The following is a 15,738-nucleotide window of genomic DNA, read 5'->3' as shown; positions in this document are numbered from 1 at the left end:
TTTGAGTCCCGCGCCTTTGTTAAGGAGCACCATGGCTCACGCACCTCAAATAAAGATCCCCGCTACCTACATGCGTGGCGGTACCAGCAAAGGCGTGTTTTTCAGTCTCAAGGATCTGCCCGAGGCGGCGCAGATTCCCGGCCCGGCCCGCGATGCGTTGTTGTTGCGGGTGATCGGCAGCCCCGACCCGTACGACAAACAGATCGACGGCATGGGCGGCGCCACGTCGAGCACCAGCAAAACCGTGATCCTGTCGAAAAGCATCAAAGCCGATCACGACGTCGATTACCTGTTCGGCCAGGTCTCCATCGACAAGCCGTTCGTGGACTGGAGCGGCAACTGCGGCAACCTGTCGGCGGCGGTCGGTTCGTTCGCGATCAGCAATGGTCTGGTCGACGCCAGCCGTATCCCGCAAAACGGTGTAGCGGTGGTGCGCGTATGGCAGGCCAACATCGGCAAGACCATCATTGCTCATGTGCCAATCACCCATGGCGAGGTGCAGGAAACCGGCGACTTCGAACTCGACGGGGTGACCTTTCCGGCCGCCGAAGTGCAAGTGGAGTTCATGGACCCGGCAGCAGACGAAGAGGGCGGCGGTGGCTCAATGTTCCCCACCGGCAACCTGGTCGATGAACTGCAAGTGCCCGGTGTGGGCACGTTCCAGGCGACCATGATCAATGCCGGCATTCCGACGATCTTTGTCAACGCCGCCGACCTCGGTTACACCGGCACCGAGTTGCAGAGTGCGATCAACAGCGATCCGAAAGCGCTGCAAATGTTTGAAACCATTCGTGCCTACGGTGCGTTGCGCATGGGGTTGATCGCCAATCTGGATGAAGCCGCCAAGCGCCAACACACACCGAAAGTCGCGTTCGTGGCCAAGCCTGCGGATTACGTGGCCTCCAGTGGCAAGGCGGTTGCGGCAGGTGACGTTGATCTGCTGGTGCGCGCCTTGTCGATGGGCAAATTGCACCACGCGATGATGGGCACCGCAGCCGTTGCGATCGGTACCGCTGCTGCCATTTCCGGCACGTTGGTAAACCTCGCGGCGGGTGGCATCGAGCGCAATGCCGTGCGTTTTGGCCATCCGTCCGGGACCTTGCGGGTCGGTGCTGAGGCCAGTCTGGAAAACGGTGAGTGGGTGGTGAAGAAGGCCATCATGAGTCGCAGTGCGCGGGTATTGATGGAAGGCTACGTGCGCATTCCCGGCGACGCTTTTTAAGTAACACTTCATTCCCTGTGGGAGCGGGCTTGCTCGCGAAGGCGGCGCACCAGGCAACAATGATGTCGACTGACACTGCGCCTTCGTGAGCAAACCCGCTCCTTGGGGATAGTATTTCAACCCAAAAAATCAGCCCTGAACCGAGGTCCCATCAACGAACCACTTCAAGAGTGAATCGAACATGAGCGCCAACGTAGACCTGAACAATCGCCCCGACTACGACCGTGTCCTGCAGGACATCGCCGACTACGTCCTCTCTTTCAAAGTTGACTCCAGCGAAGCCCTCGACACCGCCCGCAACTGCCTGATGGACACGCTCGGCTGTGGCCTGCTGGCGTTGCGTTTCCCCGAATGCATCAAACACCTTGGCCCCATCGTCGAAGGCACTGTCGTGCCGTTCGGGGCACGAGTTCCGGGCACGAGCTATCGCCTCGACCCGGTGAAAGCCGCGTGGGACATCGGCTGCATCGTGCGTTGGCTTGATTACAACGACACTTGGCTCGCTGCCGAGTGGGGGCATCCGTCGGACAACCTCGGCGCGATTCTCGCGGTGGCCGATCACCTTTCGCAAAAACGTCAGGCCAACGGTGAAGCGCCGCTGACGATTCGCGATGTGCTGGAGGCCATGATCATGGCCCATGAGATTCAGGGCGTGATCGCACTGGAGAATGCCTTCAACCGCGTAGGACTCGACCACGTCATCTTGGTCAAAGTCGCTTCAACCGCCGTCACCGCCAAACTCATGGGGGCCAATCGCGAGCAGTTGTTGTCGGCGTTGTCCCATGCGTTCGCTGACGGACAGGCGCTGCGCACATATCGGCATGCTCCGAACGCCGGCTCGCGCAAATCCTGGGCGGCGGGGGATGCATCGAGTCGTGGCGTGCGCCTGGCGGACATCGCCATGCGCGGTGAGATGGGCATTCCCGGTGTTTTGAGCGCGAAACAGTGGGGCTTTTACGACGTGCTGTTCAGCCACACCAACAGCGATCTGGCCTTAAAACCGGAGGATAAACGCAGCTTCAGTTTCTCGCGGCCGTTTGGCAGTTACGTGATGGAAAACGTGCTGTTCAAGATCAGCTTCCCGGCCGAATTTCATGCGCAAACAGCTTGCGAAGCGGCGGTCACGCTGCACCCTCAGGTGCGCAATCGCCTGCATGAAATCGACCGCATCGTCATCACCACACATGAGTCGGCGATTCGCATCATTTCCAAGGTCGGGCCGCTGGCCAATGCGGCCGACCGTGACCATTGCATTCAGTACATGACCGCTGTGCCGTTGGCGTTCGGCAATCTGGTGGCCGAGCAATACGAAGACGACTTTCACAAGGCCCACCCGATCATTGATGTTCTGCGCGAAAAAATGGTCATTGTCGAAGACCCGCGCTTCACTCGCGAGTATCTGGAGGCCGACAAACGCTCGATTGCCAACGCGGTGCAGGTGTTTTTCAAGGACGGTTCGAGCACCGAGAACGTGGTGGTGGAATACCCGATTGGTCACCGTCGCCGTCGCGCCGAAGGCATTCCGTTGCTCGAAGACAAGTTCAAGACGAACCTGGCAACCCGTTTCACCGGCCAACGCAGCGGCAAGATCTTCGCGCTGTGCACAGATCAGGCGCAGCTTGAGGCGACTGCGGTGAACCGCTTCGTCGACCTGTTCGTGATCTAGGGCTCATTCAAACCGCAGGATCACCCGGCGGTTGGTCCTGCTCTTCTTCTCGATTTTTTCGCAAAACACTCGACCGATTTCCAGGGTGTTTTGTACGTGGGTGCCGCCACAGGGCTGGAGGTCGATGCCGATCACTTCGACCATTCGCAATTCACCCTGAATCGCCGGCGGGTTAATCGTTTTGCTGCCGGTTTTTTCCAGCAGTGCTGGAAACTCCGAGGCGGGCATCGACAGGGTGGTGACGGCAATGGCCTGCTCGATCAGCGCGTTGAGGTCGTGGGTGAGGCTGTCCTTGTCGAGGGTCATTTGGGGCAGGTCGAAATCCAGCCGGCCCTTGTCGGCACTGATGCTGCACCCGGTGACCGGCGCATTGATGATCGAGCCCAGCAGGTGCAGGCAGGTGTGCATCTTCATGTGTTGATAGCGCCGCGCCCAGTCCAGGCTGGCGTTGAGCAGGGCGCCGACGCATAGCTGAGGCGGGCATTGCGCAACGTTGTGCCAGATGATCGACGGCAGCAACGGGTCGCGCAGCGTTCCCGTCACCTCGATCCGGGTGCCATCCGGCAAGCTGAAGTGCCCGGTGTCGCCCGGCTGCCCGCCACCGGTGGGATAGAACAGCGTGTGTTCGAGGACGACGGCCTGATCAACCACCGCGATCACCCGGGCACTGAAATCGCGCTGATAAGGGGCATTGTTAAAAAGACTGAGGGTTTCCATGGTGTGTACCGACATTTGAACCTCCGATGTTCAATGCATGATTGTTAGCGCTTGGCTGGCAGCTTGGTGATCGCAAATCCGCCCAGCAGGACGGCTGAATACAGCATCAGCTCGCGAGAAATTTCCGTGCCTTCGTACCAGGCGCCGATGATCACGGCGAACACCGGAAAGATGATGAACACGAATGACAGAAGCACCGGGCTCAGGCGTTTGAGCAGGACGAAATAGACGATAAAGCCGCCGACCGACGCTATCAGCCCCAAGTACAGCAGCGCCCCCCAGGAGCGTGGCGTGATGGTGGCGAACGTCGGGTCTTCCAGCGAAAGGCCGGTGACCAGCAGCATCAAACCGGCAATGCCGATGGGCAGAGTGTTGTAGGTGATCACACTGATTGCGCTGCCGTGCTTTTTGGTGATCACGTAGCACAGCGCGTGCATGATCGCCGCGCTGAGAATCGCCAGTACACCAAGCCATTGCGCCTGATCCAGATGCAAACCCTGGCTGCGGATGATCATGAACAGGCTGCCGAAACCGATGGCGATCCCGAGTATTTGCGTCGCCTGGATGTTCTCGCGCAGAAACAGCGCAGAAAAAATCAGGATGAACACCGGCATGCAACTGAACAACAGCGCGGTCAGGCCGGACGACACATGCATCTCGCCATAGTTGAGCAAGTAGTAGGGCAGGCTGAAATACGACAGCGTGACGAACACAAAGAACCAGCGACTCCGCCGGGGGAACAGCAGCGGTTCTTTGCGCAATACGGCGAAGCCGAGGAACAGCGGAAAGGCAATCAGAAAGCGCAGCCCGGCGGCAGTCAGTGGCGGCACACTTTCCACGGCAATCTTGATCCCCAGCCATGTCGTGCCCCAACTCAGGCAGACGATCAGAAACAACACGCTGGTGACCAACCCGGCGAGCCAGGGTTTGCTGGTGTTCAACGGTGTGCTGAGGGCGATCGACATGCGGTGTGCTCCGAACGACGGAATTGACCTGATTACTGAAAAGGTCTATCCCTGATTGAACCTGTTTTCAGTACGCTATTCGGGGCAAGAATGACTGTCAAAGTAAGTATTGCCATGGTGTCAATCCTGCGTGACGGCCTGGCCAATGGCGTCGGCGTGAAGTATCAGCGCCTCGCGGACGCGGTCGAGAAGGCCATCGTTGCCGGTGTTATCGAGGCCGGTTGCAAGTTGCCACCTCACAGGTTGTTGGCCGATAGCCTCGGCGTCACCATCGGCACCGTCAGCCGTGCCTACGGCGAACTGGAGCGTGTGGGATGGGTCGTGGCCCGTGTAGGAGACGGCACTTATGTGCGTCAGCGCGGGATGGAGCGGCCGCAAGACAAGGGCTTTCGCAATGTCAGCGATGAGCCCCCGGCCTGCTTCGACATGAGTCGCAATCAGCCGATTCCCGGGCAGGAAACGGCTTTGATGAGCCAAGCCCTACAGACACTGGCCGGTGATCCGCACCGCTTGCAGCAGTTGACGGGATACACCGCTGAAGGTGGACTGCCACGGCATCGAGCGGCGGGTGCCCAATGGCTGCGTCATGGGGATTTTGTCCCGCACGCCGATCAGGTGCTGTGCGTCAACGGTGGTCAGCATGGCCTGTTGTGCGCGTTGATGGGTTTGCTCAAGGCGGGTGACACGGTGGTCACCGAGCATTTGTCCTACCCCGGATTGATCAGCGTCGCACGCCAACTCGGGATAAAGCTGATCGGTGCCGCGATGGATGACGAAGGACTGTTGCCCTCGGCGCTGGAGGACATTTGCCGTCAGCACCGGGTATCCGCGCTGTATTGCACGCCGACGATCCAGAATCCTACGGCGGCGGTCATGTCGATCTCACGACGCCAGGCGATTGCCGAGGTCTGTCGCCAACACAACCTTCTGATCCTCGAAGACGAAGCACACGCGGTGCTGGATCGCCAGCGTCCGCTGCCTCTGAGTTATTTCGCCCCTGAGCGTTCAGTGTTGATCGGCAGTCTGAGCAAGGCGGTTTCGGCGGGGGTGCGGGTTGGCTATCTGCATGTGCCGCAAGCGTTGCTTGGGCGCATCAGTTCCGCCATTCGTGGTACCTGCTGGATGGCTAATCCATTGACCCAGGAGGTGGCGACTCTGTGGATCGAAAACGGCATGGCCGAGCGCTTGCTGGATGAGCAGATCGGCGAGATCGGCCGGCGCAAGGCCTGGGTGGCGGGGGCGCTGGAGGGATTGAGCTACAAGACGCATATCCACAGCCCGCATTTCTGGTTGCAAGTGCCTGAGCTGTGGCGGGCGTCGCAGATTGCCGCGGAATTGAAGGAAAACAACTATCTGGTGGCGACCGCCGAGGCGTTCGCCGTCGGGCACGCGGCGGTGCCGCAGTTTATTCGGGCGAGTGTGTGCAATTCGGTGGGGGATGACAGGTTGTTGCTGGGTGGGTTTGAAGCGCTGGCGCGGTCACTCACCGAAACCGCGTAATCGTTCTTCGCGAGCAAGCTCGCGAAGGTTTCAGATCAGGCACCGCGAATCTACTTGAACCGCCGCTCCACGCCTTTCTCGACCAGAATCTTCGCCGAAATTTCCTCCACCGAGAAATGCGTGGAGTTGATGTTCGGGATGTTTTCGCGGCGGAACAGGTTTTCCACTTCGCGCACTTCGAATTCGCACTGGGCATAGCTCGAATAGCGGCTGTTGGGCTTGCGCTCGTTACGGATCGCGGTGAGGCGATCCGGGTCGATGGTCAGGCCGAACAGCTTGTGCTGGTGCGCGCGCAGGGCGGCTGGCAAGGTCAGGCGCTCCATGTCGTCCTCGGTCAGTGGGTAGTTGGCGGCGCGGATGCCGAACTGCATCGCCATATACAGGCACGTCGGCGTCTTACCACAACGCGACACGCCCACTAGTATCAGATCGGCCTTGTCGTAATAGTGCGTGCGGGCGCCGTCATCGTTGTCGAGGGCGAAGTTCACCGCTTCGATGCGCTCCATGTAATTGGAGTTGTGCCCGATCGAATGCGACTTGCCGACGGTGTAGGAAGAATGCTCGGTCAATTCCTGCTCGAGAGGCGCCAGGAAGGTCGAGAAAATGTCGATCATGAAACCATTGGAGGTGGCGAGAATCTCACGAATGTCCTGATTGACGATGGTGTCGAAGATAATCGGGCGAAAGCCGTCGGTTTCAGCGGCTTTGTTGATTTGTTGTACCATGGCCCGCGCTTTTTCCACGCTGTCGATGTACGGGCGCGTGAATTTGCTGAAGCCTATGTTTTCGAACTGCGCCAAGAGGCTTTGACCCAGGGTTTCGGCGGTAATGCCGGTGCCATCGGAGATAAAGAAAGCAGATCGTTTCATTTGCACCTTGGGCCTTAAGTGAGTGTCCTGTGTTGCCTATGCATGCCGTCGTGGCGGCGCCTGTTGTCGCCATACTACGTTGCCGCTCCTCGCCATAGCCAGCTATGACTTGCCGCGGCGCCTTGTCTGGCAACAACAGTCACTCGCCACATCGGCATGCATAGGCAGTACAGGACACTTATGAGCATTTCTGGATATGATAGGCGCGATTTGCCGGCCGCCATTGGCCCGCATTCTCACTTATTTTCCAGGTCCAGGCCATACAGCCGGCCAACGCTCCCCCGAGCCGCCGGCTTCTGAGCTTTTCCAACACAGTTAGTGGAGAGATCACCTTGGTAGAGTACGTAGTTTCCCTCGATAAGCTCGGCAAACACGATGTTGAGCATGTGGGGGGCAAGAACGCATCCCTGGGCGAGATGATCAGCAACCTGGCAGGCGCCGGTGTGTCGGTCCCTGGCGGCTTTGCCACCACCGCTCAGGCCTATCGCGACTTCCTCGAACTGAGCGGCCTCAACGACCAGATCCACAAGGCCCTCGACGCACTCGACGTTGATGACGTCAATGCGCTGGCCAAGACCGGCGCCCAGATCCGTCAATGGATCATGGAAGCCGAGTTTCCTGAAAAACTGAATGCCGAGATCCGCACCGCGTTCGCCGCGCTGTCGGCCGGTAACCCTGACGTGGCCGTGGCCGTGCGTTCTTCGGCCACCGCCGAAGACTTGCCGGACGCCTCTTTTGCCGGTCAGCAGGAAACCTTTCTGAACATCCGTGGCGTGGAAAACGTCATCCGCGCTGCCAAAGAGGTGTTCGCTTCGCTGTTCAACGACCGTGCGATCTCCTACCGCGTGCACCAGGGCTTCGACCACAAGCTGGTTGCCCTGTCGGCCGGCGTGCAGCGCATGGTGCGTTCGGAAACCGGCACCGCCGGCGTGATGTTCACCCTCGATACCGAATCGGGCTTTCGTGACGTGGTGTTCATCACCGGCGCCTACGGCCTGGGTGAAACCGTCGTACAAGGCGCGGTGAACCCGGATGAGTTTTATGTCCACAAGGGCACGCTGGAAGCCGGTCGTCCGGCGATCCTGCGTCGCAACCTGGGCAGCAAAGCCATCAAGATGATTTACGGCGACGAGGCCAAGGCCGGTCGGTCGGTCAAAACCGTCGATGTCGACAAGGCTGACCGCGCGCGTTTCTGTCTGAGCGACGCCGAAGTCAGCGAACTGGCCAAGCAGGCGATGATCATCGAGAAGCACTACCAGTGCCCGATGGACATCGAATGGGCCAAGGACGGTGACGACGGCAAGCTGTACATCGTGCAGGCCCGTCCGGAAACCGTGAAAAGCCGCACTCAGGCCAACGTCATGGAACGTTACCTGCTCAAAGAAACCGGCACCGTGCTGGTCGAAGGTCGCGCCATCGGCCAGCGCATCGGCGCCGGCAAGGTTCGCATCATCAAGGACGTGTCCGAGATGGACAAAGTCCAGCCGGGCGACGTGCTGGTGTCCGACATGACCGACCCGGACTGGGAACCGGTGATGAAGCGCGCCAGCGCCATCGTCACCAACCGGGGCGGCCGTACCTGCCACGCGGCGATCATTGCCCGTGAACTGGGGATTCCGGCCGTCGTGGGCTGTGGTAACGCCACCCACCTGCTGAAGGACGGTCAGGGCGTGACCGTGTCCTGCGCCGAAGGCGACACCGGTTACATCTTCGAAGGCGAACTGGGCTTCGACATCAAGAAGAACTCCGTGGATGCCATGCCTGATCTGCCGTTCAAGATCATGATGAACGTCGGCAACCCGGACCGCGCCTTCGACTTCGCGCAACTGCCGAATGCCGGTGTGGGCCTGGCCCGCCTGGAATTCATCATCAACCGCATGATCGGCGTCCACCCCAAAGCACTGCTGAACTACGACGGCCTGCCGCCGGAAATCAAGGAAAGCGTCGACAAGCGCATCGCCGGTTACGACGATCCGGTCGGTTTCTACGTCGAAAAACTGGTTGAAGGCATCAGCACCCTCGCGGCTGCCTTCGCGCCGAAGAAAGTCATCGTGCGTCTGTCGGACTTCAAGTCCAACGAATACGCCAACCTGATCGGCGGCAAACTCTACGAGCCGGAAGAAGAAAACCCGATGCTGGGCTTCCGTGGCGCTTCGCGTTACATCAGCGAATCGTTCCGTGACTGCTTCGAACTCGAATGCCGGGCCCTCAAGCGGGTGCGCAACGAGATGGGCCTGACCAACGTCGAAATCATGGTGCCGTTCGTGCGCACCCTTGGCGAAGCCAGCCAGGTTGTGGATCTGCTCGCAGAGAACGGATTGAAGCGCGGCGAGAACGGTTTGCGCGTCATCATGATGTGCGAACTGCCGTCGAACGCGATTCTCGCGGAAGAATTCCTCGAATTCTTCGACGGTTTCTCGATCGGTTCCAACGACCTGACTCAACTGACCTTGGGTCTGGATCGCGACTCGGGCATCATCGCGCACCTGTTCGACGAACGTAATCCGGCGGTCAAGAAGCTGTTGGCCAACGCGATTGCCGCGTGCAACAAGGCCGGCAAGTACATCGGTATCTGCGGTCAGGGGCCTTCGGATCACCCGGATCTGGCCAAATGGCTGATGGAACAGGGCATCGAAAGCGTGTCGCTGAACCCGGACACCGTGCTGGAAACCTGGTTCTTCCTGGCGGAAGGCCAAGCGGCCCAATAAGTCGTTAATGAAGCCTCGACCTGCCTTTGCGGGTCGAGGCTTTGAGATTGAAGTAGGGCGGGCTCCTGTGGATGCCGCCCTTTTTTGTGCAAGAGCATTATGCAAAGCAGCAGCAACCTATTTCCTGTCGCCCTGATCAGCGCCGAGCGGCGCGGCGATCTGAGCGAAGATGTTTACCGATTGAAACCCGGCAACAGCCCGGACTGGTCTGTGGAAATCGCCGTCACCCGTTTGGGTATGGCCGATGAACCGGCCGTGCGCGGCGTGCCAGTGATTCTGTTGCATGGCAGTTTTTCCAATCGGCGCTTCTGGTTTTCCCCGAAAGGTCTGGGGCTGGGTGCGTACCTGGCACGGCTGGGTTTCGACGTGTGGATCCCGGAGATGCGCGGTCACGGTCTGTCGCAGCGCAACGAGGATTACCGGCGCAATCGCGTCGCTGACTACGCGCGATACGATCTGCCGGCAATTGCCGCGTTCGTGCGCGAGCAGAGCGGTCAGGTTCCGCATTGGCTCGGGCACTCGCTGGGCGGCATCACCCTGGCGGCGGCGCTGGGCGGCGAATACCTGGGTGAGCCGGCCGTGGCGTCCGCGGCATTTTTTGGCACGCAAGTCAGCCGAACCTACTGGCCCCTGAAAATCCCACCGGTGGAGTGGAGCAGTCGCTTCATTCTCAAGCGATTTGCCCAGCTATCGGGCTCGCGTCTTAAACGTGGGCCAGAAGACGAGCCGATCGGTCTGGCCATCGAAAGCATGCGCTGGTATGGCTTGTTCGGTCGTTTTGGTGACAAGGACAAGGATTGGTGGGCCGGTTTGGCAGATGTTCAAGTGCCCGTGCTGGCGGTCAGCGCAGCGGGGGACCATCAGGACCCGGCCTGGGCCTGTCGCAAACTGTTCGAGCAGATAGGCAGCGAGCAAAAACAGTTCGTCAATCTGGGGCGCGAGCAGGGCTTCAGCGAAAATTTCGGTCATGTCGAGATGTTGGTGAGCAAATCTGCGCAGACGCAAGTGTGGCCACTGGTTGCACGCTGGTTGAGCGATCAGCAAGCGCCCCTGCTGGGTGGGAAGCCGGATATGGCGGCTGCAGGCTGAGTCGCAGGCTCTGAAAAGGGCATTTCGTTCGGCATGGCTTGCGGCTAAGATATGACGCGTTGTGCGGTTCTGGTCATATTGGGTGGCTGTTTAGCTATTACGTTTCAGCGTTTGTTCAGGTTCGTTCAGCGACCATGGGATGAACTAAGGTAAACAGCGACCGCCGGAACTCGTTTCAAAAGAGTGCGTCATCCCTGATCGTCTTCCTTTTCACAGGAGTTTTTCGATGAACCATTACCTTACGCCTGACCTTTGCGACGCTTATCCGGAGCTGGTTCAGGTGCTGGAACCGATGTTCAGCAATTTCGGCGGCCGTGATTCGTTCGGCGGCGAAATCGTGACCATCAAATGCTTCGAAGACAACTCGCTGGTCAAGGAACAAGCCGAGCTCAACGGCCACGGCAAGGTGCTGGTGGTCGATGGCGGCGGTTCCCTGCGCCGTGCGCTGTTGGGCGACATGATCGCCGAGAAGGCCGCAAAGAATGGCTGGGAAGGGCTCGTGATCTACGGTTGCATCCGTGATGTCGACGTTATTGCCCAGACCGATCTCGGGGTTCAGGCCTTGGCCAGTCATCCGATGAAGACCGAAAAACGCGGCGTTGGCGACCTCAACGTTGCGGTGACTTTTGCCGGTGTGACGTTCCACCCGGGGCACTACATTTATGCGGACAACAACGGCGTGATCATCTCGCCGAGCCCGCTGAAGATGCCTGAATAAGCCTTCGACAAAGGGATGAGGATGTTCGAGGAAGAAAACGCGCAATGGGGGCTGGTGCATGCCCTGGTGCTGGACGGTAAAGGCGGTGCGCGTTCGATAGCCCGGACTGAACTCGACGATTTGCAACTGCAGGCCCATGAAAGCCTGTGGCTGCATTGGGATCGCAGTCATCCGCAAACCCAGACCTGGCTGCGCAAATCCAGTGGTCTCAATGAATTCACCTGCGACCTGCTGCTGGAAGAGAACACCCGACCTCGTTTGTTGCCGTTGCCGGATGCCGAGTTGTTGCTGTTTTTGCGCGGGGTCAATCTCAATCCGGGCGCGGAGCCGGAAGACATGGTGTCGGTGCGCATTTTTGCCAGCGCTCAGCGTGTGATCTCCCTGCGTTTGCGACCGTTGCGGGCTACCGATGAATTGCTCGCGCAACTGGCAGACGGCAAAGGCCCGAAAACCGCTTCTGAACTGATCCTTTATCTGGCGCAGTTCCTTACCAACAAGGTGCAGGATCTGGTCACTTGCCTCTCGGAAATCGCCGATGAGGAAGAAGAAAAAATGGATGCCGACGAACGGTATACACCCGATCATGGCGCCATTTTGCACATCCGTCGCAGGGCGGCTGGACTGAAGCGTTTTCTCGCGCCACAGCGGGATATCTTCGGCCAGATGACGCGGATAAAACTGCCCTGGTTCGTCGATGACGATGCCGACTACTGGAACGAATTGAACAACAGCCTGACGCGTTATCTCGAAGAGCTCGAATTGACCCGAGAGCGCGTGGGGCTTGTGCTGGAGGCTGAGGACCGGCGCCTGAGCGAGCGCATGAATCGCACGATGTACCGCTTCGGGATCATCACCGGGATCTTTTTACCGATGAGTTTTATCACCGGTCTGCTGGGTATAAACGTCGGTGGAATTCCGCTTTCCGGGAGTCCTTACGGCTTCCTGGTGGCTTGCCTGCTGATGGTCGCTGTGGCCCTTGGGCAGTGGTGGTTGTTCCGCCGTTTGCGTTGGGTATAGAGATGCCGCATGTGACCCGACCAAATTTGCCCGCGTCTTTCACAGACATCACGAGAGGTGCGTATGCACGATCCGTTTGAACAGTCTTTGCGTGACATGCTCAACGCTTCGCCGTCCAGCCGCGACGACGATGCGTGCCTGGGTCGCGTACTCAAAACCGCCAACCGCCAGGTCGGCGCCGGCGATCTGTTCAGCCTGCTGGGCCGCTGGCTGCCCGCGCTGATGATCGCCTTGAACAACGGATCGGCCCATGTTTCGCCGGTTTCCCGTCTTCGTAAACCTACCGCTCGCACTGCTGATAAGGCTGATTGAATATGGAACTTGATCTCTGGACTCAGAGCCTCGTCACTGCAATGACTGCGTTGTGGACCAAAGTCGCCAACTTCATCCCGAACCTGTTTGGCGCACTGGTCGTGCTGCTGCTGGGTTTCGTCGTGGCGAAGCTGCTCGATACCTTGCTGTCCAAGCTGCTTGCCAAACTGGGTCTCGACCGCCTGATGGGCGGCACCGGTTTGACCAAGTTGATGTCGCGTGCCGGGTTGCAGGTACCGATTTCGACCCTGATTGGCAAAATCGTCTACTGGTTCGTTCTGCTCATTTTCCTGGTTTCTGCAGCAGAATCCCTCGGGCTTGAGCGAGTTTCGGCTACGCTCGACATCCTGGCGCTGTATTTGCCGAAAGTATTCGGCGCCGCGCTGGTGTTGCTGGTAGGTGTTCTGCTCGCACAACTGGCCAACGGGCTGGTGCGTGGTGCAGCAGAAGGCGTAGGTCTGGACTACGCTTCGGGATTGGGTCGAATTGCACAGGGACTGGTGATCATCATCAGCATCTCGGTTGCGATCAGTCAGCTTGAGGTCAAGACCGACCTTCTGAACCATGTGATCGTCATTGTTCTGATTACCGTTGGTCTGGCCGTTGCGCTGGCCATGGGCTTGGGAAGCCGGGAAATCGCCGGTCAGATTCTTGCGGGAATCTATGTGCGTGAGCTGTATCAGGTTGGGCAACAAGTGCGTGTTGGCGAGGTCGAAGGCCAGATCGAAGAGATCGGCACGGTTAAAACCACACTGCTGACCGATGAGGGTGAGCTAGTCTCTCTTTCCAATCGGATCCTGCTGGAACAGCATGTGAGTAGCCGCTAATCCGGCAAACCCTGCTAATGTATGCCGCCGCAAAATGCCAGCTGATGCTGGTTGCGGCGGACATTGACCTGACTGTCGGCACGACTTGTTTTGAATAAAGCCCATACGCTATCCACGCGCTACGACCCCCGCGAACTCTCTGATGAGGAGTTGGTCGCGCGCTCGCATACCGAGCTTTTTCACGTAACGCGCGCTTATGAAGAACTGATGCGGCGTTACCAGCGAACATTATTTAACGTCTGCGCGAGATATCTCGGGAACGATCGCGACGCGGACGATGTCTGTCAGGAAGTGATGCTGAAGGTTTTGTATGGTTTGAAGAACTTTGAGGGGAAATCGAAGTTCAAAACCTGGCTGTACAGCATCACTTACAACGAATGTATTACGCAGTATCGAAAGGAACGGCGAAAGCGTCGCTTGATGGACGCATTGAGTCTTGACCCGCTGGAAGAAGCGTCTGAGGAAAAGGCGCCGAAACCGGAAGAGAAGGGTGGACTCGATCGCTGGTTGGTGTATGTGAACCCGATTGACCGTGAAATTCTGGTGCTACGTTTTGTCGCAGAGCTGGAGTTTCAGGAGATCGCAGACATCATGCACATGGGTTTGAGTGCTACAAAAATGCGGTACAAGCGTGCTCTAGATAAATTACGTGAGAAATTTGCAGGCATTGCTGAAACTTAGTTCAGCGCAAATATCTCTTACGTGTAGGCAAGTTCTGATAGAATTGCCGCCGAGTTGTCCCCCGGTTTGCGGGACTGCTTCACAATCACCAGATGGGGATTTAACGGATGAAACTGAAAAACACCTTGGGCTTGGCCATTGGTTCTTTGATTGCCGCCACTTCGTTCGGCGCTCTGGCACAAGGCCAAGGCGCAGTTGAAATCGAAGGCTTCGCAAAGAAAGAACAATTCGACAGCGCTCGTAACTTCAAGAACAACGGCAACCTGTTCGGCGGTTCGATCGGTTACTTCCTGACCGACGACGTTGAACTGCGTCTGGGCTACGACGAAGTGCACAACGTGCGTTCCGACGATGGCCGTAACATCAAGGGCGCCAACACCGCTCTGGATGCTCTGTACCACTTCAACAACCCAGGCGACATGCTGCGTCCATACGTCTCGGCTGGTTTCTCCGATCAGAGCATCGGTCAGAACGGTTCCGGCGGTCGTAACCGCTCCACCTTCGCCAACGTTGGCGGCGGTGCCAAGCTGTACTTCACCGACAACTTCTACGCTCGTGCTGGCGTTGAAGCTCAGTACAACATCGACCAGGGCGACACCGAGTGGGCTCCTAGCGTCGGTATCGGTGTGAACTTCGGTGGCGGCTCCAAGCCTGCTGCTGCTCCAGTTCCAGCACCGGCTGAAGTCTGCTCCGACAGCGACAACGACGGCGTTTGCGACAACGTTGACAAGTGCCCGGACACCCCAGCCAACGTAACTGTTGACGCTGACGGCTGCCCAGCAGTTGCAGAAGTTGTTCGTGTTGAGCTGGACGTCAAGTTCGACTTCGACAAGTCGGTTGTGAAGCCAAACAGCTACGGCGACATCAAAAACCTGGCTGACTTCATGAAGCAGTACCCATCCACCACCACTACTGTTGAAGGTCACACTGACTCCGTCGGTCCTGACGCTTACAACCAGAAACTGTCCGAGCGTCGTGCAAACGCCGTTAAGCAAGTTCTGACCAACCAGTACGGTGTTGAATCGTCCCGCGTTCAGTCTGTTGGCTACGGCGAATCCCGCCCAGTTGCTGACAACAAAACTGAAGCTGGCCGCGCTGTAAACCGTCGCGTAGAAGCGCAGGTTGAAGCTCAAGCTAAGTAATTAGCTGCCGCTCTGAGAAAAGCCCGGCTTATGCCGGGCTTTTCTTTGCCTGTTGTCTCGTCCTGAATAAGGTTTACACCTTCTGGCTTCTTATCAGGAGGGGGCAATGGATACGGGCGCAAAACGTAGTCAACGCGATTACACGCTGACTTTTAAATTGTCGGTTGTCGACCAAGTCGAAAAAGGCGAGTTGAGTTATAAAGAGGCTCAACGGCGCTACGGGATCCAGGGCCGGTCGACGGTGTTGGTTTGGTTACGCAAGCATGGTCGACAAGATTGGAGCCAAGGCGCCTCCATCCGTACCC

15 protein-coding genes are annotated in these 15,738 nt (G+C 58.4%); 12 read left to right on the top strand and 3 right to left on the bottom strand.

The window, feature by feature from the left end:
• Positions 1–31 precede the first annotated feature (31 nt).
• Both prpF and prpD read left to right on the top strand, forming a co-directional pair.
• A complete protein-coding gene (gene prpF / locus AACY50_RS26700; RefSeq protein ID WP_339432485.1) occupies positions 32–1,222 on the top strand; it encodes a 2-methylaconitate cis-trans isomerase PrpF in 1,191 nt (396 codons plus the stop codon).
• A 181-nt stretch (positions 1,223–1,403) separates the two neighbouring features.
• Positions 1,404–2,888, top strand: coding sequence for a 2-methylcitrate dehydratase (gene prpD / locus AACY50_RS26695; RefSeq protein ID WP_339539579.1), 1,485 nt, complete (start codon positions 1,404–1,406; stop codon positions 2,886–2,888).
• Positions 2,889–2,891: 3 nt separating this feature from the next.
• On the opposite strand, the gene AACY50_RS26690 is transcribed toward prpD, so the two are convergent.
• A complete protein-coding gene (locus AACY50_RS26690) occupies positions 2,892–3,620 on the bottom strand; it encodes an alanyl-tRNA editing protein (RefSeq protein WP_339432483.1) in 729 nt (242 codons plus the stop codon).
• Positions 3,621–3,649: 29 nt separating this feature from the next.
• Complete coding sequence (locus AACY50_RS26685) at positions 3,650–4,570, bottom strand: DMT family transporter (protein WP_339432482.1); 921 nt, start codon at positions 4,568–4,570, stop codon at positions 3,650–3,652.
• 90 nt (positions 4,571–4,660) lie between these two features.
• On the opposite strand from AACY50_RS26685, the gene AACY50_RS26680 reads away from it, so the two are divergent.
• Positions 4,661–6,070: an aminotransferase-like domain-containing protein gene (locus AACY50_RS26680; protein ID WP_339464973.1), complete on the top strand. Its 1,410-nt coding sequence runs from the start codon at positions 4,661–4,663 to the stop codon at positions 6,068–6,070.
• A gap of 50 nt (positions 6,071–6,120) precedes the next feature.
• Here AACY50_RS26680 and ppsR read toward each other — a convergent pair whose 3' ends face one another.
• The gene (gene ppsR, locus AACY50_RS26675; RefSeq protein WP_339432480.1) at positions 6,121–6,939 is read right to left on the bottom strand and encodes a posphoenolpyruvate synthetase regulatory kinase/phosphorylase PpsR; all 819 of its coding nucleotides are present in this window, start codon (positions 6,937–6,939) and stop codon (positions 6,121–6,123) included.
• Positions 6,940–7,271: 332 nt separating this feature from the next.
• On the opposite strand from ppsR, the gene ppsA reads away from it, so the two are divergent.
• The 9 genes from ppsA to AACY50_RS26630 all read left to right on the top strand — a co-directional run.
• Positions 7,272–9,647 (top strand): phosphoenolpyruvate synthase, encoded by a 2,376-nt coding sequence (gene ppsA, locus AACY50_RS26670; protein ID WP_339432479.1) that lies wholly within the window; start codon positions 7,272–7,274, stop codon positions 9,645–9,647.
• Between the two features lie 99 nt (positions 9,648–9,746).
• Complete coding sequence (locus AACY50_RS26665) at positions 9,747–10,736, top strand: alpha/beta fold hydrolase (protein ID WP_339432478.1); 990 nt, start codon at positions 9,747–9,749, stop codon at positions 10,734–10,736.
• A 226-nt stretch (positions 10,737–10,962) separates the two neighbouring features.
• On the top strand, positions 10,963–11,454 hold the full coding sequence (gene rraA / locus AACY50_RS26660) for a ribonuclease E activity regulator RraA (protein WP_339432477.1): 492 nt from the start codon (positions 10,963–10,965) through the stop codon (positions 11,452–11,454).
• A 21-nt stretch (positions 11,455–11,475) separates the two neighbouring features.
• Positions 11,476–12,471 carry a zinc transporter ZntB gene (locus AACY50_RS26655; RefSeq protein ID WP_339432476.1) on the top strand — a complete coding sequence of 332 codons (996 nt, stop codon included), beginning with the start codon at positions 11,476–11,478 and terminating at the stop codon, positions 12,469–12,471.
• 63 nt (positions 12,472–12,534) lie between these two features.
• Complete coding sequence (locus AACY50_RS26650; protein WP_008076827.1) at positions 12,535–12,783, top strand: hypothetical protein; 249 nt, start codon at positions 12,535–12,537, stop codon at positions 12,781–12,783.
• A 2-nt stretch (positions 12,784–12,785) separates the two neighbouring features.
• Complete coding sequence (locus tag AACY50_RS26645; protein ID WP_221733929.1) at positions 12,786–13,610, top strand: mechanosensitive ion channel family protein; 825 nt, start codon at positions 12,786–12,788, stop codon at positions 13,608–13,610.
• Positions 13,611–13,700: 90 nt separating this feature from the next.
• Positions 13,701–14,291 (top strand): RNA polymerase sigma factor SigX, encoded by a 591-nt coding sequence (gene sigX, locus AACY50_RS26640; protein WP_166222309.1) that lies wholly within the window; start codon positions 13,701–13,703, stop codon positions 14,289–14,291.
• 107 nt (positions 14,292–14,398) lie between these two features.
• Positions 14,399–15,433, top strand: a complete 1,035-nt coding sequence (locus AACY50_RS26635; protein ID WP_221733928.1) for an OmpA family protein — start codon at positions 14,399–14,401, stop codon at positions 15,431–15,433.
• 106 nt (positions 15,434–15,539) lie between these two features.
• A partial coding sequence (locus AACY50_RS26630) for a helix-turn-helix domain-containing protein (RefSeq protein WP_339431018.1) occupies positions 15,540–15,738 on the top strand: 199 nt, incomplete at its 3' end.

The organism is Pseudomonas sp. RA_15y_Pfl2_54 (assembly GCF_963971015.1).
Lineage (GTDB): Bacteria > Pseudomonadota > Gammaproteobacteria > Pseudomonadales > Pseudomonadaceae > Aquipseudomonas > Aquipseudomonas baetica_A.
Note: the sequence above shows the minus strand (reverse complement) of the source record. Positions and strands in the feature narration are given on the sequence as shown.